This is a genomic window from Ruegeria sp. C12 (assembly GCF_056537745.1).
Map to the genome: position 1 here is coordinate 383674 of NZ_JBQFSA010000002.1, position 24358 is coordinate 408031.

Here is a 24358-nt window from a genome sequence, read left to right on the forward strand (position 1 = left end):
TCGAACCACCCCTTTGTCTTGCCTCGGCGGGATTCCCCGCCTATACGCGCGTTTATGCTTGATACCTCGAACCAACCCTCTCTGCCGCCCGAGATCGCCCGGCGCCGGACATTCGCCATCATCTCGCACCCGGATGCGGGTAAGACGACGCTGACGGAAAAGTTCCTGCTGTACGGGGGCGCGATTCAGATGGCCGGTCAGGTGCGCGCCAAGGGTGAGGCACGGCGGACCCGGTCGGATTTTATGCAGATGGAAAAGGATCGCGGCATCTCGGTCTCGGCCTCGGCGATGTCGTTCGACTATGGGAACTTCCGGTTCAATCTGGTGGACACGCCCGGCCACTCGGATTTTTCCGAGGATACCTATCGCACGCTGACCGCCGTGGATGCCGCCGTGATGGTGATAGACGGCGCGAAAGGTGTGGAAAGCCAGACGCAGAAACTGTTCGAGGTTTGCCGCCTGCGCGATCTGCCGATCCTGACCTTCTGTAACAAGATGGACCGCGAAAGCCGCGATACGTTCGAGATCATCGACGAAATTCAGGAAATGCTGGCCATCGACGTCACGCCTGCCGCGTGGCCGATTGGCGTGGGTCGCGACTTCATCGGCTGCTATGACATGCTGCGTGACCGGCTGGAACTGATGGACCGCGCCGACCGCAACAAAGTGGCCGAAAGCATTGAAATCAACGGGCTGGACGACCCGAAACTGGCCGAGCACGTGCCCGAGCACCTGTTGGAAAAACTGCTGGAAGAGGTCGAGATGGCGCGCGAATTGCTGCCCGCGCTGGACCCGCAAGCGGTGCTTGAGGGGCATATGACCCCGATCTGGTTCGGCTCGGCCATCAACTCGTTCGGCGTCAAGGAACTGATGGAAGGCATCGGCGCCTATGGCCCCCAGCCGCAGGTGCAATCGGCAGAACCACGTCAGATTGCGCCCGACGAGAAGAAAGTCGCAGGCTTTGTGTTCAAGGTGCAGGCCAATATGGACCCCAAGCACCGCGACCGGGTGGCGTTCGTGCGAATGGCAAGCGGCCATTTCAAGCGTGGCATGAAGCTGACCCATGTGCGGTCGAAAAAGCCGATGGCCATTTCGAACCCCGTTCTGTTCCTCGCCTCCGACCGCGAACTGGCGGATGAGGCTTGGGCCGGGGACATCATCGGCATCCCCAACCACGGTCAGCTGCGCATCGGTGACACCCTGACCGAGGGCGAGGCGCTGCGTGTGACCGGCATCCCGTCCTTTGCGCCGGAACTACTGCAGGGCGTCCGCGCGGGCGATCCGATGAAGGCCAAGCATCTGGAAAAAGCCCTGATGCAATTTGCCGAGGAAGGCGCGGCCAAGGTGTTCAAACCCTCGATCGGGTCAGGCTTTATCGTCGGCGTCGTCGGCGCGCTGCAATTCGAAGTGCTTGCCAGCCGGATCGAGATGGAATACGGCCTGCCCGTGCGCTTCGAGGCGTCGCAATTCACTTCGGCCCGCTGGGTCAGCGGTGACAAGGCCGAGGTCGAAAAGTTCGTCAACGCCAACAAGCAGCACATCGCCCATGATCATGACGGCGACATCGTCTATCTGACGCGTTTGCAATGGGACATCGACCGGGTCGTGCGCGACTATCCGGCGCTGAACCTGACTGCGACCAAGGAAATGATGGTCTGACCAAGGCTAGGGGTTTATCGCCTTGAGATACGTGGAAAAGACGTAGCCGATATACCCTTGCCTAGTGCGAACGCGCCACCACTCGCCATCGACACCCAGTCGCTCCACGGTTGTACGTTCGGGCAGCGCCCCGATTTTTTCACCGCCGGGTGTGCGGCGCAAATTCAGTGTTGAAGGCGCGACACCCGTCACACGGTATCTTGGGGCCTTCGCGTCTTCGGGCATCGCGTCCGCAGCAATCAACGGGCCATCATCCAGCGCGGCGGCGACGCTGGACCGCAGCAACTGTCCGACTTCTTCATACCCCTTGACCGACAGGTCAAAGGCCAGCCGCACAATGTCCCATTTGCCGTTTTGCGGGACGTTCAGATTGGGCTCGACCTCGGCATGGGTCAGGATCTTGGTGGGCGTGACCAATATGTTATATTTCTCGGCCAGATCCGCCACGACCAGCATTCCCTGATCCCACTGGGTTCGCGTCATGGGATAGTTGCCGGGATCGAAAGGCGACCGTTCAGCCCCGAGCATGCAGCACAGCGACACACCAATCGCGCCCGTGTTGGCACCGCGTGTGTGCCGCGCATAGTTCGAGCTCATGGGGCGTGCATTTTCGGCAATCGACTTATTTCCGCGCACAAGGGTGCCGTCGGATTCGACTAGAATGTGATAGCTGTTCTTATCATTGGCATTGGCGCTATGCGCTCCGGCCGTCCAATGAAGATGGATGCGCTCCATATTGACATCGGGCATCCATGACGCGGGAACAACACGAGGCATTGTAATCTCCTCAATAACAAATGTAAGAACTCTTAAAGTGGCGCTATCGTATCACATTTCGGCACAGGCTCAAAAACAGACCCCGCCACAATGACTTGCATGGCTTCAGACCAAGACAATCACACGCACGTTCCCACCTGGGGTATCGTGTCTATGGTGCGGGGGTCTGCCGAGGACATCCTTGGCTTTGCCGCGCACCATCTGGAGCTTGGGGCGGACCAACTATACATCTACCTTGACGAACCAAACCGGCGCGCCTTTCGGGCACTTCGCGCGCATCCAAAGGTTCGGGTGCGGCTTTGTGACGACGCGTTCTGGGTGAAACGAAAACGCACACGGCCGGAAAAGCACCAGATCCGTCAAACCGTGCACGCCACCCATATCTACAAACGTACCAATCTGGACTGGCTGACCCATATCGATGTGGATGAGTTCCTGTGGTCGTCCGAGCCGATTGCGCATGTTCTGCGCTCGGTTCCGGCAGACATTCCCGGTTTTCGGGTGCGCCCGATCGAGGCGCTGGCCGGGGGCGACGACCTATACAAAGCGCACATCCCCAAGGGGCCAGGCCGCGAGGCGCTGGTGCAGGACCTCTACCCCACCTATGGCGGGTTTGTGCTGGGCGGATTTCTAAGCCACGTGCAGGGCAAGCTGTTCGTGCGGGCCGGATTGCCGAACCTGAGCTTTCGAATCCACAATCTGTTTCAGAACAAGAAACTGCTGCCCTGCAAAACCGAACTGCCCCAATTTGAGCTGTGCCACCGCCACGCACCGGACTGGGACCATTGGATCGGTCACTATGATTTCCGAATGAATCGAGGCTCTTACCAGCCAGGAATGTCGCCCAACGTACCGCGTTACAAGGGCGGTCTGAGCAAAAACGAACTGCTGAGCTGGATCGAGGCCGAGCAAGGCATGGACGGGCTGCGGGCCTTCTACGCGGAGATGAGCGGTCAGGACCCCGATGTGCGTGCGCGGCTGGAACAACACGGGCTGATCCGGCACAGGCCCTTGAACCTGCCCGACAAGATCGCGAAACACTTTCCCGGAAGGGCCTGAATTGTTGCGCAAAATCCCGATTTGACGCAACCGCGTAACGTCAGACTGGTCTTCATTTGACCCTGACCTACCTTTTTGTTATGTCCGCGCCCAAAGCCGAAACGCGCCTGTTGCGCGTGGCCATCCGGGCCCGGCAGATTTTGATGCGCGGGCCAGGTCAAGTGTCCGCTTGAACCGGACATACATGACAAAGTTTAACGAACTGAACCTGAACCCGAAGGTCCTCAAAGCCATTGAGGAAGCCGGATACGAAACCCCCACTCCGATCCAGGAAGGCGCGATACCGCCTGCGCTTGAAGGCAAGGACGTTTTGGGCATTGCGCAAACCGGCACAGGTAAAACCGCCAGCTTCACGCTGCCGATGATCACCCTGCTGGCCCGTGGCCGCGCCCGCGCGCGGATGCCGCGTTCGCTGGTGCTGTGCCCGACGCGCGAGCTGGCCGCGCAGGTGGCCGAGAATTTTGACACCTACTCCAAGCACCTGAAACTGACCAAGGCGCTGCTGATCGGCGGTGTCAGCTTCAAAGAGCAAGAGGCGCTGATCGACCGGGGTGTCGACGTTCTGATCGCCACGCCGGGTCGTCTTTTGGACCATTTCGAGCGCGGGAAGCTGCTGCTGACAGGCGTTCAGATCATGGTGGTGGACGAAGCCGACCGGATGCTGGATATGGGTTTTATCCCCGATATCGAGCGCATCTTCTCGCTGACGCCTTTCACCCGTCAAACCCTGTTCTTCTCGGCCACCATGGCGTCCGAGATCGAACGCATCACCGACACGTTCCTGTCCGCCCCCGCCCGGATCGAAGTTGCCCGTCAGGCCACCGCCTCTGAGACGATCGAACAGGGCGTCGTCATGTTCAAAGGTGGGCGTCGGGATCGCGAGGCCAGTGGAAAGCGCAAAGTTCTGCGCGCGCTGATCGATGCCGAGGGTGAGAAATGCACCAACGCGATCATCTTCTGCAACCGCAAGACGGATGTGGACATCTGCGCCAAGTCGCTGAAGAAATACGGCTATAACGCCGCCGCGATCCATGGCGATTTGGATCAGTCCCAGCGGATGAAAACGCTGGACGGATTCCGCGATGGCTCATTGCGTTTGCTGGTGGCATCTGACGTGGCCGCGCGCGGGTTGGACATTCCATCGGTCAGCCATGTGTTCAACTTCGACGTGCCCGGCCATGCCGAGGATTACGTGCACCGCATCGGACGCACCGGCCGCGCGGGCCGCGAAGGTAAGGCTGTTACAATCTGCTCGGGCCGCGATGAAAAGGCGCTGGATGCGATTGAGAAGCTGATCCAGAAGGACATTCCGCGCATCGACAACCCGGTAAAGGACGAGCCGAAGCCGGACACGCCCAAGCCCGAGAAAAGGGCTAAGCCCACGGATGAGAAAAAGCGCGACCGCAAGAAGGATGAGCGCAAGCAGGACAAGCCCGCCAAGGGCCGTGGTCGCCGGGACGATACTGGCCCAGCGGTTGTCGGCATGGGTGATCATCTGCCCAGCTTCATCGCGCTGAGCTTCGACGAACGCCGCGCCAGCTAGATCGTCAGCACCAGCGTCAGTATCGAGACGCCCAACAAACCCATCCCGGCGATTTCGCGCCGGGTGATCGTCTCGCGGAAGAACAGGATCGAGGCCAATAGGCTGAGTATCAGCTCAACCTGCCCCAGCGCTTTGACATAGGCCGCGTTTTGCAAGGTGAAGGCCAGAAACCAGCTGAACGACCCACCGAGGCTGGTCAGCCCGACGAAAACGCCGGTGGATCGGGTTTCCCAGACCGCACGCAACTCGGCCCGGTCGCGCCACAGTAGCCACAGGCCCATGCCGAGAAACTGGAACGTGACCACAGCCGCCAAGGTCACTAAGGCGCGGAACCAGGCGTCAATATCCCCGAGTTCCAAAGACGCACCGCGATAGCTGACGGCTGAGAAGGCAAACAGAACGCCAGAGCCAAGCCCCAGCTGCGACGCGCGGTTGGTCAGATGACGCCACCACGCCCCGTCCCCGCCCGGTGTTTTGGACAACAAGAGAACCGCCAGCAATCCCAACAGGATCGCGCCAAGCGCCCCGGCTGAGACCTTATCCCCAAGGATCAGAAACCCGACAATTGCGGTCTGGATGACCTCGGTCTTCTTAAAGGTAATCCCCACCGCAAAATTGCGCTGTTTGAACAGGGCGACCACACAGACCGTCGCCAATATCTGTGCTGTTCCACCGATGGCAACAAACAGCCAGAACTGCGCCGTCAGCGGTGGCATCGCCGCACTGGTCACCCACAGCGCTACGGCCAGCCCCAAAACCGCCAGCGGCATTGAATAGGCAAACCGCGCAAAGGTTGCACCAGCCGCAGACAGTTTCACGCTGCTCAGCGATTTTTGCAGCATGAACCGCACCGTCTGGAACGAGGCGGCTGCGATGGTGACGGGAATCCACAAGCTCATGGCTTCCCTTCTGTCGCGAAATCAGGGCTTTGGCCAGAGCGGATGGGCCACCGGGTCTTTCGCCCGCCAGAAATACTCTTTGAATATCTGTGCGTAAGACCGATAGACATACGCCTCGTTGCACGCCTGATACCGCTCTTTCCCGGCCCGATAGAGCGCAGGCAGCTGATACCAAGGCGCGGATGGGTTCATGTGATGAACAACGTGCAAGTTGTTGTTCAAAAACAGAAAGGACAACAACCCTCGATCTTCGATTATCACGGTCCGGGCGCGCGATTTCTCATGCGCGCGGTGTTCCAGGAAGGTGCGGATTTTGACCAGCCCCAAACCGATATAGGCCGACAGGAGAAATCCCCAGACCGGCATGGCCGACTGCGCAACAACCCACAAAACCACTGCGACGCCCGGAATATGCAGCGCCCAGGCCAGCAGAACCGCGCGATCCCCCCGGATCATCCCCTGCCATTCGTCCCGAACAAACATCACCTGCCCAATAGCCGGGCCCAGCACGATCCGGCCCAGAAGCGTGTTGTTGATTGCGAACAGCCGCTTCTTCCACCCGGATAATTGCGCCCAGATTTTGGGGTCCAAGTAATTCGTCTCGGGGTCGTCATAAGGATCGGTCAGGTTGGCATCCTGATGATGCGCAAGATGCAGATCGCGGAAGCGATTGAACGGGATGAACAGTGTCAGGGGCAAGGCCAACAGCGCCTCGTTCAACCATTTGGCGCGGAAAGGATGGCCGTGCAGCGCCTCATGCGTCAGCGAAGAATGCAAGGCCCCAACCAACCCCATCGCCGGAATCGCCAGCCATAACGACCAGGCGGCCAACCAAAACAGCACCGCAAGCCAAGTGGCATAGCACGCGACGATCAGCGCAAACGTGCCCCATTCGGGCGTCTTCGGCGTCGTTGGCTCACCCATGGCGGCCCCACGAAATCCCGGCCCAAATGCGCTCGTAGAGCACATAAAGCGTCAAACCAATGGCCGTATTGACCAGCGCCAGCGCACCACCAATGGCCGCCGATCCGGTTGCGACAAGACCGACCAAAGTAATGACCGCCAACCCAACAGCATTCCAAATGATTGCTTTCACGACCGATCTTCGTCGCGTTTCCATTCCGGACCCCAGTTTTTTTTGTTCTCACAAAAGTGTTACTTACTGGTCCGGGCGTTGGGAATTCTGAATATGATTAACAAAATTCATCACCTGTGATATTTTCAAACATATGGATGAAAAACTCGACAAACGCGTCCGCGCTGCGCAGTTTCGCCTGCGACTGACCCGCGCGATGGAGGACCGCCATGTCAGCCAAAGCGCTCTGGCCCGCAGTATCGGGGTAGACCGGTCCACGGTGTCTCAACTACTGGCCGATGAAGGCGCGCGCTTGCCCAATGCGCATGTGATCGGCGGCTGTGCTTCGGCGCTTGGGGTTTCAGCGGATTGGCTGCTGAGCCTGTCGAACCGCCCCGAAAGCGCGGCGGAACTACTGGCCAGTTCCCTGACCATGACCGAAGCCCCCCGCGCACTGGTGGATGAGCGGATTTTTCAATGGCATCAAGAGGCTGCGGGCTACAAAATCCGCTATGTGCCGGCTACTCTACCCGACATGCTCAAGACCCGCGCGGTGCTGGAATGGGAATACGCCCCGCATCTGGGTCGCACGGCAGATCAGGCCATCGGTGCCTCCGAGGATCGTCTGTCCTGGATGCGCAGCGCGCAGTCAGACTATGAAATCGCCATGCCGCTGTTTGAAATGCGCAGCTTTGCGCAGGCCGAGGGATACTATCAGGGCCTGCCGCTTTCTGTCCGCCTGGAACAAATCGACCACCTGCTGAGCCTCTGTGAACAGCTCTACCCACGTTTGCGCATCTATCTGTTCGACGCAAAACGCCTGTATTCCGCGCCGGTCACAATCTTCGGCCCGCTGCTGTGTGTTTTCTATGCTGGCGGTCACTATATGGCCTTCCGGGACCGCGACCGGATCGAGGTTTTCACCCGCCACTTCGACACATTGATCCGCGAGGCGGATATGACAGCGCGCCATTTTCCAGAACATCTGCGCCAGTTGCGCGCCCAGATTGCCGACGGCTGAGGGCTAAAGGGAATCCCCCAATCGTGCGATTTGGCGGGTCGTGTAGTATAGTGACCGCGCGAACCCTCAGACATTCCATGGAGGATGACAGGAATGGACGCATTACAGACTGCCCAATATGCACGCGCATTGTACACGGCCCATGGCGACCAGGCCGAGGCGGAAGCCGCTAAAAAGATGCGCGAATGTGAGGCCGCCGGAAACACGCAGGAAGCCAAAGACTGGCAGGCCGTGCGCAGCACAATCCGCCAGATCCGCGGCCCGAATCAAGGCTGACAAAGCAGATCAGAGTTTCGGGTCAGGATTGACCGTGTGACCATCCACCGCGATGACCTGCCCCGAAACCAGCCGCGCCGCGTCCGAGGCCAGAAAGACCGCCATTTCAGCAATATCATGCGCCTCGACAAAGCGCCCCATTGAGGTGCCCGAGGCATAGCCCGCATAGACCTGATCCCGTGTCATGCCCTTTGCGGCGGCTTCGCGCTGCAGGACGCCTTCCATGCGCGGGCCTTCAACAGCGCCCGGACAAATCACGTTGCAGCGCACGCCATGGGGCCCAAGTTCCATCGCCAACGTCTTGCCCAGCCCGATCACACCCCATTTGGCAGCCGCATAAGGCGCGCGGTTCGGATAGCCATATTGCCCGGCCGTGGATGATGTGATGATCACCGCACCGCGCCCGTCACGTTTCAGCATCGGCACTGCGTATTTTGAACACAGAAACGCGCCTTCAAGATTGACGGAAAGGCAGTTTTTCCAATCCGTTAAAGACACATCCTCAACCAGTGCGGTTGGCCCGGCCACACCTGCATTGGCGCACAGAACGTCCAACCCGCCCCAGGCCTGTTCCAGTTGCGCGAAAACCTCGGCGACATGCGCCTCGTCCGACACATCTGCCTTGGATGACTGCCAATGGTCCGGGCAACCCTGCAAAGCGTCCTCGTCGACATCCACCACCCAAACCTGCGCCCCTGCGGCATCAAACGCCTCGGCCATCGCCCGCCCGACGCCCGAGGCGCCTGCGGTGATCAACACCCGCTGCGTCATGCGGGTTTTCGGATCGCGGCACCCGCTCCTTCCGGATACGGCAAATCAGCCTGCGCGCTGGTAATCCGGGCCATGGCGGCTTCGATCTCGGGCGACGGCGGGCTTGGGCGGCGGGTCTGCAGGCTGACATGCAGCAGGAAACTCTCACCCGTGGCCAAAAGCGTGTCGCCTTCATACATGCTGTGGAACAGGTGCAGCTTCTTGCCCTGCCCCAACAGCATTTGCGTGCGCACCTCGATCTTCGCGCCTGCATGTGCCTCATCATGATAGCGTATGTGGTTTTCGGCGGTGAAATAGCTGCCACCCGAGGCGATATAGTCCGCATCACAGCCGATGATTTCCATGAACCGGTCGGTTGCAGCGGCAAACGCCTCCAGATACTTCGCCTCGTTCATGTGGCCGTTGTAATCTGTCCAATCCAACGGCACCGCACGCGACAGGGTCAGGATTGGCTGGCTCAGATCCGCCTGATCCAGCGTCGGCAACGCGCCCGGTTTCAGAAGCGCGTCATGCCGGTTCAACACCGCCCCCGCGCCGTAATCCTGCGCCTTCAGCGCCCGCATCATGCCTACAAGGTTGTTGTCCCGAATACGCTCAAGTTCCCGGATCGAATGCATCCCGGATTGCGCATCCGACTGATCCGCGATCATGTCGACCAGTTCATCAGTGAACTCGGGCACATCCATCAGCTTGGTCCACGGCCACTTCAAAGCGGGCCCGAACTGCGCCATGAAATGCCGCATCCCGGCCTCACCACCGGCCACGCGATAAGTCTCGAACAACCCCATCTGGGCCCAGCGAATGCCAAAGCCCATGCGGATGGCCTCATCCACCTCTTCGGTCGTGGCGATCCCGTCCTTGACCAGCCACAGCGCCTCGCGCCAAACCGCCTCCAGAAAGCGGTCCGCGATATGCGCGTCGATCTCTTTCTTGATGTGCAGGGGGAAGAATCCAACCGATTTCAACAGCTCCTGCGCCCGTTCCACCATCTCGGGCGGGTTCTTGGCGGTCGGCACCAACTCGATCAATGGCAGCAGATAGACCGGGTTGAACGGATGCGTCACCACAATCTGCTCGGGCCGCAGCGCGCCTTCCTGCAATTCCGATGGCTTGAACCCGCTGGTCGAGGAGCCAATGATCGCGTCCGGATCACACGCCTCCTGCAACCCTTTGTAAACCTTCAGCTTCAAATCCAGACGTTCCGGCACGCTCTCCTGAATCCAGATCGCGTCCCGAACGGCGTCCCCAATGTCGTCGTGAAAGGTCAACGCCCCCTCGGGCGGCAAAGGTACATCGCTCAACCCCGGCAAAGACCGCCGCGCATTGTCCAGAACCTCGCCAATCTTGCGCTCGGCTTCCGGGTCCGGGTCGAATACCCGCACATCCCAGCCATTGAGCAGAAACCGGGCAGCCCATCCGCCGCCGATCACACCGCCCCCTATGATTGCCGCTGTTTTTGCTCGTTGTTCTTTGTCCACGATCCGCCTCTTCATCTGGCCAGAAATATCCCGGGGGTTTGGGGGCTGGCCCCCAATTTCCCCGCAGGTGTCACTTCGCAACCGGTGCCCGCTTCACCAGGCCCAGCTTCTCGCGCACCTCCTGCGGTCCGATCACCCGCGCGCCCATGTTCTCGATGATGGTGCCCGCGCGTTCGACCAACTGCCAGTTCTCAGCCAAGACGCCCTTGTCCAGCCACAGATTGTCCTCAAGCCCGACACGCACATTGCCTCCTGCCAGCACCGTTGCCGCCACATAGGCCATTTGGTTCCGCCCCAGCGAAAAGGCACTGAACGTCCAGTCATCCGGTACATTATTCACCATCGCCATGAACGTGTTCAGATCATCCGGTGCCCCCCACGGAACCCCCATGCACAGTTGCACCAGCGCATTCGGTTCCAGAATCCCTTCCTTCACCAACTGCTTGGCAAACCAAAGATGGCCGGTGTCAAAGGCCTCGACCTCAGGCTTCACGCCCATATCGGTCATCATCTGCCCCATCGCCCGAAGCGCACCGGGGGTGTTGGTCATGACATAGTCAGCCTCGGCAAAGTTCATCGTGCCGCAGTCCAGAGTACAAATCTCCGGCAGACATTCGGCAATATGCGCCACGCGCTCCGAGGCCCCGATCATGTCGGTTCCGGCTTCATTCACCGGGAACGGGCTCTCGACCCCGCCAAACACGATGTCCCCGCCCATACCCGCCGTCAGGTTCAAGACCACATCCACGTCGGCATCACGAATACGGTCCGTCACCTCGCGATACAGATCCAGCCGACGGCTGGGTGCGCCGGTCTCAGGGTCGCGCACATGGCAATGCACCACCGCCGCACCGGCCTTGGCGGCAGCAATTGCGCTATCGGCAATCTGTTGCGGCGAGCGTGGCACATGCGGGCTGCGATCCTGCGTTCCACCCGAGCCGGTAACAGCGCAGGTAATGAAGACATCGCGGTTCATTTCCAGAGGCATGGTGTTTTCCCCAAGTTATACCCGGTTTCGCCCTGAGTTTTCCCCAGGCTTCTCCCCGGCAATCGATTTGCGTTCACCCCCGACTCTGACGCAGCCTTGGGGAAACACTTGCCAGAATGCGAATCGAACTTGATGAAATCCGCAAAAAACATACTCCAGCCCGAACATCGCGCCTTGAAAACGGCGGTGCTGGTGCTGGACGAATGCAACACGCTCAGCTTCGCCTCGGCGGTTGATCCGATGCGCGCAGCCAACCGTCTGGCGGACCGCCCGGCTTTTGACTGGGATTACGTGACCGCCACAGCGGAACCCGCGATGCTGACCAGCGCGCTGAGCGTGCCCGGCATCCCCTTGGCGCGGCTGCAAAGCTGCGACCTGATGATCGTCGTGGCCGGATTCCAACTGGCCCGCCACGCCACCCCCAGCCTGCTGGCCGGTCTGCGCCGTATTGCCAGCACGGGTGCCACAATGGCCGGCATTGACGGCGGCCCCTGGTTGCTGGCCGAGGCTGGTCTGCTGGATGGCCACGCGGCCACAACCCATTGGGAAGACCTCGACAACTTCGCCGCCCGCTTCCCCGAGGTAGATGTCCGCCCCGACCGTTTCACAGTATCCGAAAACCGCCTGACATCCGGCGGCGCAATCCCGGCGGTCGAGATGATGTTGCACATCATCGCCGCACGACACGGCGCAGGCTTTGCCGCGCGCGTCTCGGGCCTGTTCCTGTACGAAGGCGCGCCGGAACCCACCAAACCGCAAAGCCGCACCGGTGCCCCGCACCGCCACTCTGCGCTTACGGCCAAAGCGAACAGCCTGATGGAATCCGCGCTCGACGACCCCCTGCCGCTCGCCTATATCGCCGACCGTCTGGGCACCAGCCCGCGCACGCTGCAACAGCAGTTCCGCCTGCGCCTCAACACCACACCGCAAGACCACTACCTGCAACTGCGCCTGGCCGAGGCCCGCCGTCTGGTCACCGACACCGACATTCCGCTGATGGATGTGGCACTGGCCACCGGATTCACCTCACAATCCAGCTTCGCCCGCGCCTTCCGCACCGCCCACGGCCAATCTGCGCGCGACCTGAGGCAAGAGCGCGCGCACCCCACCCATCACTGACCGGATCCGCTTCATCTGGCCAAAAATACCTCGGGGGAGTCGCCAAAGGCGACGGGGGCAGAGCCCCATAGGCGCTAACTTAAGAGATTGAATGCGGGCATGAGGTAGTTTCTGGGCCCTTTGAGCGGTTGCTGCCATTCGTGTCGGGCGCAGCGAAGCTCACGCTGGCGACTCACAGATCGCGGGACAGAATTTCCTTTCGTTGGTCGGACCTGAAGGTCAGCTTTACTCTGAGTTTACGGCAACGTCGGTGCGCTTGACTGGATCATCGAGGCGCTTCTCCATCAGAAAGTTCGTCAATGTAACGCCAGCCCGTTCGATCTGCTGCTCGCGAACGACTTCCCAACCCTGCTGCTCAAAAAGACCTCGGACGAGATAGCTCGCTTGCGAATGAAGGCGCGCGATATTGGCTTCACGCGCCAATGCCTCGATCCGAGCGTAAAGACTCCCTCCGATACCCTGCCGTTGGTATCCAGGTGCGACGAAAGCTAGATCTATGTAGCCATCGCCATCTAAAGTCATGAAGCCAACGGGTAGGCCCGCCTTCCGCGCAACTAGCGTTTTCTGAGCGGCCAGCCGCGACACCCAACTCGGCCCCGAAGGTGTCTTTGACGCCCAAGCCTGTCGCTGCTCTAAGCTATAAAATTCAGTCGCTCCATCGCGCACTGCATCGAAGAATATGACACCGAGTTGATCTGCTTCTGACGCTTCGAAGCCACCAATTTCTACGGAGGAGTTCTGCATTCCTTTGGCCTCTCTAATAGCATTTCAATGAGTGTGATCAAATCCAAGCATCGTGAAAGCCGACCTTCGTGCGAAACGCAGCATTGCGCAAGTCGGGCTCAGACCAGCCCAATGCTCGCGCGGCAATGCCGTTGCAACGGGCTGATCGAGACCCGTCATAGGAGGGGCGGGCCAAGTCTTTGATCTTGTTTCACGTCTCTCAATGCGCGGTCGTTCGCAAATCAGGGGCCGCCGTTCGCACTTCGGGCAGCGAAATCTGACACGGAGCCCACTTTACCGGATGCTGCAAGATGCACGGATGACCGCTCTGACGTTGTGAGATCAACCGCCTGAGGCTAGACGGCCACGACTGGCTAAGCAAATCGTGAGCAGGAGTAACAGACAAAATCTCCTGTAGTGGACCTGCCATGCGGGTTTGAACGCCCAAGTTCCGAGGAACACGCCCGCCAGCGTGATTGGGACCAAGATCGCACCGCGAACGGTTGCCGACAACTTCGAGAAAGAACAGAAGTCACCGGGAAACTTCTTCGTCGCCCGTATCCCAACTTTGCTTGGTTTGGCGTTTGCAAAAGGGTGCCGACCTTCATAATTCCCGCCTGACAGCCACTGCCAGGCGGGAGAGGGGCGATGGTACAGCTCTGCGCTTCAATAGGCCGAGCCTTCGCTCCCATCCAGGCTGTGCCGTTCGGTGCCGGTAAGCGGCGGGTTAAAGACACTGACAAGGATCAAGTCGTCATTGTCTCCGCCGCGTAAGACGTGTTTGTCATGCTTGTCCAGTACATAGATGTCGCCGGGCTTGATTAGGTAGACATTGCCATCGGTATCTTCGACAGAGCCCTCGCCGGCGATGCAATAACAAGCTTCGAGGTGGTTGCGGTATTCCAAAAGGGATTCGGATTTCGACCGCACCACCGTATGGCATACAGTAAAACCCATATCGTCGGTTTGGGTCAGCAAGCGATGGCTGGTACCGTTGCCCCAATCGACAAAAAAACCCGTTTCTTCCACGTTTTTTAAACTACGCACAAACATATTGCTTCCTTTCCTTTTTTCGCTTTTGACTGGATTCACATGCGGTTTCTCGTTGTCTCAAGGCTTGCCTGGGCCAAAAGGGCCGCGCCCGTTGAATGGATGAAGGGATGGCGGATCATGGAGAAATGATCACCCAGGCTGTTGATGATTGTTATTTGTGTCGCTTTGCACGGCCCGCGCACCGTCAGGCGGATCTGTTCGAGATTGTCGCGGAAAAGATCCTCGGTTAGACCGGTGACATTATCGTTTTCCGGCAAGACCAAAGTTGTGGGGAAATCAGCGACTGCGAATACCTGATTTGAAGCCGCCAACCTGCAATTATTGCGAAACACGCGCCGCAATTCCTGAATCGCCGCCCGTTTGGAATTGAAGATCATGTCAGTCCTGTCACCTACGCGGCTTTCAAAGAGCAACGTCTCGAAGTCATCAGCGCCCAGCCGCGCCACACAATGCTGCGATAACGCCGGTGCCATCAGCCCGTCCAGCGCATAGAAATGGGCGATCTCGCGACCGCGGGCCCTTAATTCAACGGCCACCGAATAGGCAAGCATTGCGCCATAAGAATGCCCGACCAGTGTGATGGCGCCTTCTGGGGCGTGTTTTTCAACTTCGTTGGCAAGGCCTATCGCGGCGGTGATAATATCGCTCTCGGGTTTGTCGCCCGATGCAAAGGCAATCACATCTGCGGCGTCGCCCAGGCTTTCGGCCAATCCCATCTCCCCTCCAACGCGGCCGAATATCCCCTCAAAGAAAAACACCTTTTTACGAGACTCTTTTGCTTTTTTGGGACCTTCTGTCTTTTCGAGCCAGGTGCTAGCCTGGCGTTTCAGCACCGTTTCAGCAAATGTTAATTCCAACTCGTTCAAAGTCTTGGCGTCGTTTACAAGATTCAAGGGCACATGCGATCCGCTTAACTCTTCCAAGGCCAGGCGGATTTCGATTTGCTGTAATGAATCCACGCCGTTTTCATTCAGCGATCGGTCCAGGCTCAGCTGGTCGGAGCCAACCCCAAGAACCTGAGCCACCACTGACTGAACAGGCTGGTCGCCAAGCTCGACACCACCTTTTGCGCCGTTCTCTTGGGCGGTCGTTTGGCCTTCGAGCAAGAGCTCTTGGGGATACATCGCCTGAAACCAGCCCCGGGTTTGCAGCTTGCGTGAACTTAAGTCAGCCGCAATGCTATTGACCTTGTCCAAGCCGCCTGAGATTTCCAACGCTTTCAGCCCCGCTCGGGTGGAAAGAGAGGCCTCTCCATCTTTGGCAAGTAAGGGATTCAGGCCAAGGCGCGCTGTAATCCCAAGGCTTTTCCAGGGGCCCCAGGCGACCGAGCGAATGTGAACGCCGTCAAATCCTCTACTTGTGGCAAGCTCTTCCAGATAAGCGCAAGCCATAGCATGGGCGGCCTGGCCGCCATTGCCCAAATAAGCGCTGGTAGAGGAAAACAGCACCAAATCCGCAGCCCGGCCGGCAAAGGCTTGGGCGATATTCCACGAGCCGCGAACCTTTGGTTCCAACACGGTATCAAGGTCACTTGGCTGACATTGAGTAAGCGTGCTATCACTCAACTGCCCGGCCAGATTCATAAGAAGCGGGCGTTTGGCATCCAGCATTTTGGCTACAGCACGTACGGCCCTCAGATCGGTGACATCGGCTTGCACATACGAGGCCTCTGCGCCCATGCTGCGCAAAGCTGCTAAGGTAGACAGTGTGGTGGCCCGTGCTTCCTTGCGTCCAGCAAGGATGACATGACCCATTCCCTTGCGCACCAAGTAGCGCCCGATTGAATGGGCGATCTCGCTTTCCCCACCGAACAAGACCAAGACGTCGTTGTCGTGCTGAGACGGCATCACGTCGCCGAGATCAGGCGCAACAAGCTCTGGCGCGAAAACGGTTCCTCCCTCGATTTTACCGTTCAAGTTACCAGCCCGGTTTTGCCGAAATGCTTTGATCCCTGCTGACAGGCTTGAGGGGTCAAAATCGGGCAGTTGCAGGGCCAAGACCTCGACTTTCATGACTTCGCTTGCGGCGACTCTCGCCAATGCAGCCTCTGGCCCGCCAGCAACAGGCATTCCATCGGACCTGCAGCAAAGAACCAACCTGTGACGGGATGTGGCACGGGCCAGCAGATTGACCAGATCTATGCAAATGCGGGCGTAGGTTTTGACAAGCTGAGGGTCAGACTGACGGTCAAAATCGGCGCAGGTAACAATCTCTTCCGTACCCGCTTGCAGCCAATTCCCGACTTTCGTTGCCAGATTTTCGGGATCATAGCTTTGCAAAAATGGCAAGTCGATGCAAAGCACTTCGCGGTACTGTTTGTCAGCCGGGGCAGAGCAAAGGAAAAGCCCCTCGCGCGCCATCACCGGCTGGGATCCACCAGCGCACAGGTCAACCCCGTTGACCTCGCCAAAAAAGTCTTTCAGCAAATCAGTCCAGGCTTCGAACCCCAAAAGAGGATGTGCCTCGCGCCCATCGTTGTAGTCCCACCAGCCATCCAAGATGCCAAAGGCCAGATCAATCCAGGCCAGCTTTTCAGTGTCCTCAACCAACAGGAACAGCCCGTTTGGTGCCATAGCCTCAGCGATCTGAGACACCGTTGCGCGAATATCCTTAGTCGCATGCACCACATCGACACCAAGCACGATGTCAAACGCGCCATCCAGGCTGGCGAAACCCGAAGGAACATTAAGGTCAAGCATTTTTGTGCGGAAGCCCGGGATATGCCCAAACCGCTCTTCGGCGGCACGCAAGAGCCCGACGCTGTAGTCAGTAAAGACATAGTCGATGGTCAAACCTTCGACCTTTTGCAACGTAGTCAGAATGCCTTCGCTAGTCGCGCCCGTGCCGCCACCGACCTCGAGGATCCGAATATGTGCGTTGTCCATCGCTCTTGCTCGGCCCTCAACGATACGCCCGACTGCGTCATTGGCGCGGCGAAGAATGAAAGAGTTTTGGTAATAGGCGCGTAGAATTTCTGAACGCCCCTGTCCAAACAAGACATCCTCGCCCCGCATCTGGCCCGAAAGGTACTGCGGCATCAAATCGACGGCCGAGAGAGCCAGATCATATTCTCGGGCAACCAATGGCACATCTTTGCGCGTAATTATCGGGTCAGAGAGGTCCAGCGCCCTTTGTGCCAACGCGCCAAAGGCCCGCTGACGCCGACGTGCGATGGCGGGATCTGCTACCTCGGGCAATTCGAATTCCTGCGCCGCCAACGCAGTCAGATTCTGGACGCCAACTTGTTCGCGCCAGCGCGCCAACACCGTTGTCTCTAACCGGGCGATCTGTTCGGAAAACGTGTCAAGTTCCGTACGTGCCAACGAGGCACTTGCAAAGCTATTGCCGATTCTGGCCGAGTCAGCGACCACTTGTTTTGCGGATTTTTGATCGCGGTCTGCCGCCAGCGCCTTCCATTGTGGCACCAAGAGCGGTGGCGCGACTTCGGGTAAGGTTTCTGCCGAGAAACGAATATCACCAAGCGAGATCACAGGGGCACCGGTGTCATCGAAGAGCACGGCTTCAGGGTTGGATTCACCGCGCACCTGCACCTTGGCCGGAGCCGCGGCATCCCCGCGCCTGAATAGCGATAACCTGCCAATGGAGGCGGGCAAAAACACGGTGTCTTCTTTTCCGCCTTCCTGGGTCCAGTCGCTGGCTTGCAGCATGCTGTCCAACCCGGTGATCAAAGCCGCAAGACCGGCGGCATCCTTGATGCCACTCAAAGTGGCGGCCCAGCCATTGTCGGTCGACGTAAGCGTTTCGATCCTTTTGTAAAATTGCGCGTATTCAAGCCCCTGTTCAGCAAAGCGCATATAAAGCTCCTCGGCCTTGAAGGCGACGCTATGTCCGCAATCCTCAGACACGGCTGGCAGCGGCCAGCCCGTCCCGGCGCAAAGAACCGCAATCGCATTGCGCGTCCAGTCATTTGCGCCCTCGCTTTGGGAATAGAGAGCAATGCGCGGTTCATCCCCGGCTTCAATCTGTACGCCGATCCGACAGGTTTCGTTTTCGTCGGCCATTCTGATCGGCGCCTCGAACGCGATGTCGCGCAAATGCAGGTCACACCCTCCGCCCATAGGCGCGGCGACATCCAACATCATCGCCAACATGCCCGCGCCTGGCACAACAAATGCGTCATTGACCTGATGACCGCTTAGCCACGTCAAATCTCGTGGGGAAATGTTAAAAAGCTGCACTTTGCGCGGCTTTGAATGGCCTAGCGCAGGCAAGCCTGCACTTTGTTTGTCAGTTGCGCGTTTCGCCGTCAGTTGCGAGGCAATATCGGATTTATGGAACTGATACCCCGGCAATGGCACGATACGCCCATCGCTTGTGCCGTTCATTTGGGTCCACGAGAATTCATAGCCCGCGGCATAAAGATTGGCCACGCAATCGATCACAGCTTCGCGTCCGCCAGTCATGCCGGCGACTACCGCGCAATCATCGTCAGGATGTTCCTTGGCAATGGCGCAGACAAAACTTCCCAACGCGCGGCCAAACCCAATTTCCTGGAAAATCGGCTGATCCACTGCGCCCAGCGCCGCTTCCACAGCCGAGACGAAATCTACGGTGCCGCGCAATTGCGCGCTCCAGTAATCCGCGCCATCGGCTGGGGTCAGCGCGCAGGGATGGGTTTCAAACATGCGAATGTCATCCCGGTCCGAAGGCTGGCCACATTGCACCGCCCGCAGCTTGTCAGCCGCCGGCGTCATAAGCGCTGAGTGAAACGCATTGGCCACAGGCAGCTGGCGAAAATTGTACCCTGCCGCGTCGCATAGCTCGGCCAGTCTTTCGAGCTTTTCCTCTGGGCCAGACAAAACCGTCTGGTCGGGGGCATTGCGGCAAGCAATCTCAAGCCCTGTTTCGTGGCAAATATCGTTCAATTGGTCCGCCGTCGCCTGCACCTGGAACATCTGACCGCGACCAGGCACGCGATCCATTTCCAGTGCTCGAAGAGCGACAAGCTCAATGGCGTCTTCCTGCGATAACAACCCGGCAAAAACCGCAGCAGCAAATTCGCCGATGCTGTGACCAATGACAGCAACAGGTCGGATGCCTTGTGAAAGCCAGAGCGCGCCCAGCGCCGTTTCCGTTGTAAAGACCATGGTCTGATCGAAAACCGTGCCCTTGCTTCCCGGAGCAGGCGCGGGGCCGTCCGGTTGCGGCAGAAAAGAGCCGACTAGGCGGTCAAAATCCTCTGCCCCCATCGCCTCTTTGAATCCGGCCAACACGGCGTCAAACTTTTCGTCAAACACAGGGATTGCGCGCAGCTTTTGCAGTTGGTCCCAGTCCATTGCCATACCCTGCCCTGGGAAGCACCAGATCAGATTTTTGGATGCAGCGCTGGTTTCAGAACGCCGCATCACCTCGCCGCGAAAGAGCTGGCATTCGCAATCATCCGTCAGTTTCATCACCCCGCGAATTTCACGGAAATGCCGACGTCCTCGCTCTAACGTGGTAACCAACTCTGGCTTTCGCAACTGATGGTCCGAAGTCAGGAATTGACCCAACTGATCAGCGTAAGAGATAAAAGCTTCGGGGGATTTCGCTGAAATCGGCAGAATGGTTTGGCTGGGGTTTTGCATCTCGGGTTCTCCCTGGATTTGTTTTGCAATGACGCTCACCCGATCGAGCGCACTATCGCGTGGGCGTTAGTGCCGCCCATGCCGAAAGCACTGACCCCACCGATGACAGGCCGACCGCCGTCAAACAGGACATTTTCGGCCAAAACCTGCATGTTAGGATTGGCCCGAAGGCTGGGGTTCAGGTTTTCGAAATGGCAGGTGCCCGGGAAACAGCCTTCTGACACGCTAAGGCATGTTTTGATGAACCCGGCGATCCCGGCTCCTTCATCGAGATGGCCGATATTGCCTTTCGCAGATCCGATGATACAAGGGTTCTTTGTTTGGCGGTCTTTCAGGCTTGCTCCGATCGAGCTCCATTCGATCACATCGCCGACGACGGTGCCGGTTCCATGCGCTTCGATGAAATCCAGATCGTCCGGGCCGAGACCGGCGTTGGCAAGGGCGGCCTCGACCACTTCGCTTTGCCCATTTGACGACGGTGCCGCAAAGTTCATCTTGCGCCCCCCGTCGTGGTTGACAGCCGAGCCCAACAGTTCAGCGTAGACCCGAATTGGCTGAGAAACCGCGTCGGCTGTGCGTTTCAGCACCACCAAACCGCCGCCATTACCAAATACCGTGCCATCTGCGTCGGCATCAAACGGGCGGCAGCGGCCATTGGGACTGCGTACCGATCCTTCAAGATATTCATAACCATCAGGTTCAGGCCAGATCACCGAAACACCGCCGGCAATTGCAATGTCGCATTCGTTGTTCAGAAGCGCCTGGCGCGCATAGTGAACCGCAACAAGCGATGTGGCGCAGGCCGCCTGTACGGTCACGCTTGGTCCGGTAAAGCCTAACCGGTAGGACGCGGTTGAGGTAAGATAGTTGCGATCATTGCCCAGACGCTGTTGAAGCGTGTTGTCCTCGCGAAAGGCACCGTCGGAATTCGATAGGCGCATAGGTTCAAGTTCGTTCAGAAGATAGGTGCTTAGCCCAGCGCCGGCGAACAGACCGATCCGCGCGTTTTCTTGGTAAGAAGCGTCGCCGGAATGTTCCAATGCGTTCCAGCAAAGTTCGAGGAACAGGCGCATTTGCGGGTCCATGCGATAAGCCTCGGCCGGGGACATTCCAAAGAACGCATGATCAAACTGATCCACATCTCCTAGCTTCCCAAAGCTGGGTACAAAAAACCGGGAACGCGCGTCTTCTTGGGGCAATGGTGTCGCTTCAATCAAACAGCGTTTTTTGACAAGACTCTGCCAGAACGCCCCAACATCCGAAGCCCCCGGAAAACGACCCGCCATGCCCACAACACTGACAGTAGTGACGTTGTTATCCCGCCTAGATTGGCGATGCACCCGGGCCGTCCTTGGCTTGGTACCGGTCAAATGTCTCCGAAGCGAACTCACGGTTGGATGATTGTAAAAGTCGGCGATGGTCAGCTCAGGGAATTGTGGCGCGAGTTCCAGCTCAAGCGCCATTACACCAAGCGAGTCAAAGCCTAGGTCGCTAAGTCGACTGTTTTCGCCGCAGACCGTGCCAGGCATCAGTTTCTTGATGGCTGCGGTGATTGGATCAGTTCCCGTCGCCTGAACCTCGGTCGGCTCCGGCGTCGATTTCGTGGGAGCCGAGGGCGCATCGGCCAGGATTGAAGCCTGCTGCTTCAACGACTGATAATCAGTTTTTTCATTTTTGAGTCTCGGCAAAGTCTCAATCGGAACCAACTGACAATGGGCCTGGCCACCGAATTGTGTGATCAACGTATCGACCAGAGCTTTTTGCTGTTCTGGCCCGGCACAGCTAACGTTACCAGTCACAAAAACCCAAGGATCCTGCCGCTGGGCGTTGGGTGGCGCAGGAATGGCGGCGGCTTCGCTCACCAATTCCTGTGCGCAAAGGTTGGCTTCAATCGCGTCAAGTGACAAGCGCAGGCCACGCACTTTGACTACACGGTCTCTGCGGCCTAACACATGCAGGTTACCATCGGTCGAGCGGTATCCGACATCGCCCAATACCATCAGTTGGCCCGGGGCCATATCATCAAAACGTACCGCCAACCGCCCGACAACTCCGGCAGGTACAGGAGAGCCAGTGAAGCCGACGATGCCAACGTCGGCATCGGCGATCGGGCGTCCGACATGAGGGCGCTCAGGCCATCTGTTTGGATCACCGGTCATGAAATTCGCGGTTATGTCCTGGGTCTCAGACATTCCATAATGGTTGGCCAGGGTCGCGCCGGTACGCGTAAACCATTCGCGAATTGGGTCAGTGATGATCAGGGGGCCTCCCGCCACGGTCACCATGCACAATGCAGTGCACGCCAGATCGCGCGCCAAGGCCGCACGGGCGACACCATCCAGCAACACCGTGGGCAAGTAGATACGGTCAAGCGCCTCGGCATCAATAAAGCTCACAAGCTCGGAAGGGCTGCTTTTTTCCTTTGGTCCTGCGAACGCGAGGCACCGTCCCGCAGACAGCGCCGCAAAAATCTCGTGATAAGCCACGTCGTGCATCAAGGAGGACAGTTGCAGCACCCGCAGGCCATCCTGAAGTTGATCAATGTGCCAGTCGATCAAACGTTCCAACTGGCGGGCAGGAAAACGAATGGCCTTGGGTTGCCCGGTAGACCCGGAGGTCATCACGACATAGGCATCCCCGGCATGCGCGGCGCGGGGTGGTTTCTGGGCGACAAATATACGAAAGCCTGCGGTATCATCTGAACTGGCAACAAACCCTTGCGGGGCACAGATATAGCCATCTGTGTCAGAGGATGGCCGGACAATCGCATCAACGGCGGCCGCCTGGATTTGGGTTGCGTGGCGGCTGGTTTCCATCTCATCCAAACGCAGGAAGCTCGCGTCGGCAAGTCCAACGCCCATCAAAGCGGTGATTTCATCTGAATGGCGCGCGCCCCCGAATGCAACGGTGGCTGGTCCCTCGCCCAAGGCAGACCGCAGCGCAGCAGACAACGCAATAGCACGCTCGGCCATGGTGCCATAGCTAATCGCTGCCCCCCCCGCCGTGATGACCGCGGGAGCGTTGGCCTCACGTTCAGCATGCTCCAGAAACGCGCGGATATAGCTTGGTCGACCGGTGATCGAGACTCGGTAATCACCCGGCTCAACTAACTTTGGTGCTGATGGAGATGTGACATGGGCCAAGCACGCGCGCATCCGCTCGGCAATGTATTCAAGCGCTTCTTGAGGCAACAGACCCGAAGTTGTCTCGAGCCGAACAACAAGATCGCCGTTATCCGCAACCCAATGGTTGATTGTCAAAAGATAGGGCGTGCGCGAAGGCGATGGTTCAAAAACCCGAGATACGAGGCGGTTTTGCAATCCAAACAGCGATCTACGAACCAGTAAGATGTCAAACAGCCGCTCGGGGTTTTCGATGGCATCAAAAGCAGGTGATGCAAGAAGGTCTTGATAAGATATGCGGCCAACTAACGCCGCTTGTTCGCTTTGCCTCACTGCCCATTCGGGCGGAAACGCAGTATCTCCGTTTTCCGCGCTTTGGGGTGGGATCAACGCGAGACCCGGCGTGCCGAAATAGCCAAACTCACTGCTGTCGCTTGCAACGCCATCACAGGGGATGCCTACAACGATCTGCTCGTCACGCAGCAGGTTTCCCATACCCGCCCGCAACGCAGCAAGGAGCGAGGCTTCGACCTGATCCATAGGCCAGATGCGAGTTTCCGCAGGTAAAATAATGTCCCTGCTCAAGGGCGCCACTTCACCGTCTGGTGCGAATACTGAGCGGAGGTCAGCAGGGTTTTCCAGCGCTTCGGCAAAATATTCCGCCGCCGCCCAGTGTGCGTTGCCAACGGGCTCGGGCTCGAACGGAGAGCAGGCCTTGTCCCGAGGCATTACTTGCTCGGCAAGTGCCCCGAGAAACAGCGCTAACGACCGGTCGCCATCACAAATCGCGTGATGGAAGCTGCACAGAAGAAAGCAGCGATCTTCCAAACGAACCAATTGGACGCGCCAAGGGGGGCGGGTCGTTAAATCGGAAGGCGCTGCCGCAAAATCCGTATAGTGGACCGCCAACTCGACCGCGGTGTTACAATGAAATTCGGGCTTCACGACTTGGCCAAGAATTTGGCTTTCATGGCGCATTTGCCAGATATGGCGACCTTCGCTTTTGCCAAGCTGGACGCTCAGGAAAGGAAACGCCGGGATCAAAGCGGCAAGCAAAGCATGAAGTTGCCGGGTTGAAAGGGGTTCTTTTAGTTCAGCGGCGCAGGAAATATTCAGATCTGTCCGTTTTGGATCCAGGGCATCCAGGAACCGCATCCTTTCTTGTGAAGCGTTCAGGGGAAGAAATGTTGTTGTATGCTTCATGAAA

General features: G+C 58.5%; 17 protein-coding genes. 6 read left to right on the forward strand and 11 right to left on the reverse strand.

Annotation, left to right across the window (positions count from 1 at the left end):
* Positions 1–54: 54 nt before the first annotated feature.
* Positions 55–1659 carry a peptide chain release factor 3 gene (locus tag ACR0C9_RS07070; protein ID WP_170621908.1) on the forward strand — a complete coding sequence of 535 codons (1605 nt, stop codon included), beginning with the start codon at positions 55–57 and terminating at the stop codon, positions 1657–1659.
* A gap of 6 nt (positions 1660–1665) precedes the next feature.
* On the opposite strand, the gene ACR0C9_RS07075 is transcribed toward ACR0C9_RS07070, so the two are convergent.
* On the reverse strand, positions 1666–2436 hold the full coding sequence (locus tag ACR0C9_RS07075; RefSeq protein WP_170450176.1) for an amidase: 771 nt from the start codon (positions 2434–2436) through the stop codon (positions 1666–1668).
* 99 nt (positions 2437–2535) lie between these two features.
* Between ACR0C9_RS07075 and ACR0C9_RS07080 the strand changes: the two genes are divergently transcribed.
* Positions 2536–3495 (forward strand): glycosyltransferase family 2 protein, encoded by a 960-nt coding sequence (locus ACR0C9_RS07080; protein ID WP_480780666.1) that lies wholly within the window; start codon positions 2536–2538, stop codon positions 3493–3495.
* Positions 3496–3679: 184 nt separating this feature from the next.
* Positions 3680–5038: a DEAD/DEAH box helicase gene (locus ACR0C9_RS07085; protein ID WP_480780667.1), complete on the forward strand. Its 1359-nt coding sequence runs from the start codon at positions 3680–3682 to the stop codon at positions 5036–5038.
* Here the strand turns inward: ACR0C9_RS07085 and ACR0C9_RS07090 are convergent.
* The 3 genes from ACR0C9_RS07090 to ACR0C9_RS07100 are packed head-to-tail and all read right to left on the reverse strand — an operon-like array spanning position 5035 to position 7057.
* Entirely contained in the window at positions 5035–5937 is a 903-nt protein-coding gene (locus ACR0C9_RS07090) for an EamA family transporter (RefSeq protein ID WP_480780668.1), read from the reverse strand. The genes ACR0C9_RS07085 and ACR0C9_RS07090 overlap by 4 nt on opposite strands.
* A gap of 21 nt (positions 5938–5958) precedes the next feature.
* Positions 5959–6861, reverse strand: a complete 903-nt coding sequence (locus ACR0C9_RS07095) for a fatty acid desaturase (RefSeq protein ID WP_170450170.1) — start codon at positions 6859–6861, stop codon at positions 5959–5961.
* Complete coding sequence (locus tag ACR0C9_RS07100; RefSeq protein ID WP_480780669.1) at positions 6854–7057, reverse strand: DUF2061 domain-containing protein; 204 nt, start codon at positions 7055–7057, stop codon at positions 6854–6856. Before ACR0C9_RS07100 ends, ACR0C9_RS07095 begins: the two co-directional genes overlap by 8 nt.
* A gap of 109 nt (positions 7058–7166) precedes the next feature.
* Here ACR0C9_RS07100 and ACR0C9_RS07105 point away from each other — a divergent pair, with 109 nt between their 5' ends.
* Positions 7167–8033, forward strand: coding sequence for a helix-turn-helix domain-containing protein (locus ACR0C9_RS07105; RefSeq protein ID WP_170450166.1), 867 nt, complete (start codon positions 7167–7169; stop codon positions 8031–8033).
* A gap of 93 nt (positions 8034–8126) precedes the next feature.
* Positions 8127–8309 (forward strand): hypothetical protein, encoded by a 183-nt coding sequence (locus ACR0C9_RS07110; protein WP_170450164.1) that lies wholly within the window; start codon positions 8127–8129, stop codon positions 8307–8309.
* 9 nt (positions 8310–8318) lie between these two features.
* On the opposite strand, the gene ACR0C9_RS07115 is transcribed toward ACR0C9_RS07110, so the two are convergent.
* The 3 genes from ACR0C9_RS07115 to bcoG all read right to left on the reverse strand — a co-directional run bounded on the left by ACR0C9_RS07115 (position 8319) and on the right by bcoG (position 11546).
* On the reverse strand, positions 8319–9080 hold the full coding sequence (locus tag ACR0C9_RS07115; RefSeq protein WP_480780670.1) for an SDR family oxidoreductase: 762 nt from the start codon (positions 9078–9080) through the stop codon (positions 8319–8321).
* Complete coding sequence (locus ACR0C9_RS07120) at positions 9077–10558, reverse strand: carnitine 3-dehydrogenase (protein ID WP_480708294.1); 1482 nt, start codon at positions 10556–10558, stop codon at positions 9077–9079. Before ACR0C9_RS07120 ends, ACR0C9_RS07115 begins: the two co-directional genes overlap by 4 nt.
* A gap of 70 nt (positions 10559–10628) precedes the next feature.
* On the reverse strand, positions 10629–11546 hold the full coding sequence (bcoG, locus tag ACR0C9_RS07125) for a 3-dehydrocarnitine:acetyl-CoA trimethylamine transferase BcoG (RefSeq protein ID WP_170450158.1): 918 nt from the start codon (positions 11544–11546) through the stop codon (positions 10629–10631).
* Positions 11547–11678: 132 nt separating this feature from the next.
* On the opposite strand from bcoG, the gene ACR0C9_RS07130 reads away from it, so the two are divergent.
* Positions 11679–12665: a GlxA family transcriptional regulator gene (locus ACR0C9_RS07130; protein WP_480580879.1), complete on the forward strand. Its 987-nt coding sequence runs from the start codon at positions 11679–11681 to the stop codon at positions 12663–12665.
* Between the two features lie 225 nt (positions 12666–12890).
* Here ACR0C9_RS07130 and ACR0C9_RS07135 read toward each other — a convergent pair whose 3' ends face one another.
* The 4 genes from ACR0C9_RS07135 to ACR0C9_RS07150 form a co-directional block, all read right to left on the reverse strand.
* Positions 12891–13409 carry a GNAT family N-acetyltransferase gene (locus tag ACR0C9_RS07135; protein WP_480780671.1) on the reverse strand — a complete coding sequence of 173 codons (519 nt, stop codon included), beginning with the start codon at positions 13407–13409 and terminating at the stop codon, positions 12891–12893.
* Positions 13410–14054: 645 nt separating this feature from the next.
* Positions 14055–14441, reverse strand: a complete 387-nt coding sequence (locus ACR0C9_RS07140; protein ID WP_480780672.1) for an ectoine synthase — start codon at positions 14439–14441, stop codon at positions 14055–14057.
* 35 nt (positions 14442–14476) lie between these two features.
* Positions 14477–20029, reverse strand: coding sequence for an SDR family NAD(P)-dependent oxidoreductase (locus tag ACR0C9_RS07145; protein WP_480780673.1), 5553 nt, complete (start codon positions 20027–20029; stop codon positions 14477–14479).
* Between the two features lie 35 nt (positions 20030–20064).
* Positions 20065–24354: a beta-ketoacyl synthase N-terminal-like domain-containing protein gene (locus ACR0C9_RS07150; RefSeq protein ID WP_480780696.1), complete on the reverse strand. Its 4290-nt coding sequence runs from the start codon at positions 24352–24354 to the stop codon at positions 20065–20067.
* Between the last annotated feature and the right edge of the window lie 4 nt (positions 24355–24358).

What these genes read in the sequence shown, in the direction of transcription:
- ACR0C9_RS07070 (WP_170621908.1), top strand. Translation starts at nt 55, where the DNA reads ATGCTTGATACCTCGAACCAACCCTCTCTGCCGCCCGAGATCGCCCGG.
- ACR0C9_RS07075 (WP_170450176.1), bottom strand. Translation starts at nt 2,436, where the DNA reads ATGCCTCGTGTTGTTCCCGCGTCATGGATGCCCGATGTCAATATGGAG.
- ACR0C9_RS07080 (WP_480780666.1), top strand. Translation starts at nt 2,536, where the DNA reads ATGGCTTCAGACCAAGACAATCACACGCACGTTCCCACCTGGGGTATC.
- ACR0C9_RS07085 (WP_480780667.1), top strand. Translation starts at nt 3,680, where the DNA reads ATGACAAAGTTTAACGAACTGAACCTGAACCCGAAGGTCCTCAAAGCC.
- ACR0C9_RS07090 (WP_480780668.1), bottom strand. Translation starts at nt 5,937, where the DNA reads ATGAGCTTGTGGATTCCCGTCACCATCGCAGCCGCCTCGTTCCAGACG.
- ACR0C9_RS07095 (WP_170450170.1), bottom strand. Translation starts at nt 6,861, where the DNA reads ATGGGTGAGCCAACGACGCCGAAGACGCCCGAATGGGGCACGTTTGCG.
- ACR0C9_RS07100 (WP_480780669.1), bottom strand. Translation starts at nt 7,057, where the DNA reads ATGGAAACGCGACGAAGATCGGTCGTGAAAGCAATCATTTGGAATGCT.
- ACR0C9_RS07105 (WP_170450166.1), top strand. Translation starts at nt 7,167, where the DNA reads ATGGATGAAAAACTCGACAAACGCGTCCGCGCTGCGCAGTTTCGCCTG.
- ACR0C9_RS07110 (WP_170450164.1), top strand. Translation starts at nt 8,127, where the DNA reads ATGGACGCATTACAGACTGCCCAATATGCACGCGCATTGTACACGGCC.
- ACR0C9_RS07115 (WP_480780670.1), bottom strand. Translation starts at nt 9,080, where the DNA reads ATGACGCAGCGGGTGTTGATCACCGCAGGCGCCTCGGGCGTCGGGCGG.
- bcoG (WP_170450158.1), bottom strand. Translation starts at nt 11,546, where the DNA reads ATGCCTCTGGAAATGAACCGCGATGTCTTCATTACCTGCGCTGTTACC.
- ACR0C9_RS07130 (WP_480580879.1), top strand. Translation starts at nt 11,679, where the DNA reads ATGAAATCCGCAAAAAACATACTCCAGCCCGAACATCGCGCCTTGAAA.
- ACR0C9_RS07135 (WP_480780671.1), bottom strand. Translation starts at nt 13,409, where the DNA reads ATGCAGAACTCCTCCGTAGAAATTGGTGGCTTCGAAGCGTCAGAAGCA.
- ACR0C9_RS07140 (WP_480780672.1), bottom strand. Translation starts at nt 14,441, where the DNA reads ATGTTTGTGCGTAGTTTAAAAAACGTGGAAGAAACGGGTTTTTTTGTC.
- ACR0C9_RS07145 (WP_480780673.1), bottom strand. Translation starts at nt 20,029, where the DNA reads ATGCAAAACCCCAGCCAAACCATTCTGCCGATTTCAGCGAAATCCCCC.
- ACR0C9_RS07150 (WP_480780696.1), bottom strand. Translation starts at nt 24,354, where the DNA reads ATGAAGCATACAACAACATTTCTTCCCCTGAACGCTTCACAAGAAAGG.